1 protein-coding gene is annotated in these 1,610 nt (G+C 28.5%); it reads right to left on the reverse strand.

Translation table 11 applies throughout. The features are described 5' to 3' along the window. Positions 1-407: 407 nt before the first annotated feature. Positions 408-1,121, reverse strand: coding sequence for a hypothetical protein (locus OM90_RS12045; protein WP_058487100.1), 714 nt, complete (start codon positions 1,119-1,121; stop codon positions 408-410). Between the last annotated feature and the right edge of the window lie 489 nt (positions 1,122-1,610).

The raw sequence follows: 1,610 nt of genomic DNA on the forward strand, positions 1-1,610 counted from the left end.
ATGCAGCCAATCAGGGGTTATCCTGCATTTACTACGGGATTATGGAATGAACTTTATTTTTATGGAGCGAACTTTATTTTAATGGAGTCAACTTTATTTAAATTATACATAAGGTTTCATTTTTTTATGTATTTCTTCAATTCTTTTTTCAATTCCGGTATCAATAATTAATACTCTTAATCCCTCTAAAATCAATACCTTCAGTCTTATCCCTTATACCTTAACCCTTTCAGCCCCTTTTGCTTGCAAAAACAAAACCCGCAGCAGTTCAGGATTTCTCCTACATCTTGCTACGGGATTTTGGAACGAACTTTATTTTTATGGAGCGAATTTTATTTTCATGGAGTCAAGTTTATTTTAAATATATAATACCACTGCAATTATCAAGACTTATGAATGTGAAGCAATTAAAAACCATTAAATAACTCAATTCGCACTGCCATATGAAACCCACTCAATTCATCAGATGTCTTTTGCAAAATTTTAAATAAATCTACTATTTTATCAGGCATATATTTAGAATATATTTTTTTAGCATTTCCATTACTATCTTCAACAATTAGTGTAATTGTTTTTTTACCCTGTTCTATTTCTTTTTGAATTCCCTGCATTGTATTTTCTTTAAAAAAATTCTTATTTTTATCCTTATTTTTGTCTTCGCTAATAGGATATCGAAAATAATCACTTTTACTATCATACCCATTTATTTTGTCTATCCATTTTTCAAATTCATCGTTAAATTCCCATATTGTTGTAGTATTTTTACTCAAATAATCCTTATTACTTTTAATAAGAAAATCAAGATAAATATATAAATCCTTTATGTTATGCGTAGTTTTCAATAATTTCCAAGTTCCATTACTAAGTTTTATTTTCGGTTCTCCAGTACATTTGTCATTATCAAAATTTATATTGAATTTTCTATGAAACAGAATGATACCTGATTTTAAAAATAGTTCTATGCAATGTCTTCTTAAAAAATTAACTGGTATAACTGAATACCAATCTTCTCTAAATTTCTCCGAACTACACAAATCATTGGCTGCTGCATAATATATAGAACCAATCATTCCATACCCATAATCAGGGTGTTCCTCCAAAGGCATAAAATAATAATTCACATTCATTCCCTCCAAAATCAATAAACGTATACAGTTACTTCCTATAATATATAATTCTTAAGAATAACCTGTTATCCTATCTCCATTATACTTTAAATCTTATTTATAAAATATCTCATATGTCTTACGTCTTTTAAACCAATGCTAATAGTTGAAACAATTTTTATATACAATTTTATTTTCATTCTGATAGAACTTTACCACTTATGAAACAACTGTCCAGTTTCTGTAATTTATATCCTTAATCCTATTTCTGTACTCCCTTATAACTTTTCAATGACATAACTTTATATTTCAGAACTAACTTACTAATAGAGCCAACTTTATTATCACAAAGTCGACTTTATTATTCCACAACATTTTCCTTATTCCTTATCCCTAAAAATCCATACCCCTAACTATGTATATTTAAAATAAACTCCGCTCCAAACGACTTTCCCTCAAACCCTTATCCCTTCTCGCCTTATGCCCATTTTCCTAATTCTTTCC

This window comes from Defluviitalea phaphyphila, assembly GCF_001466305.1.
In the GTDB taxonomy this organism is placed as follows: Bacteria; Bacillota; Clostridia; order Lachnospirales; family Defluviitaleaceae; genus Defluviitalea_A; species Defluviitalea_A phaphyphila.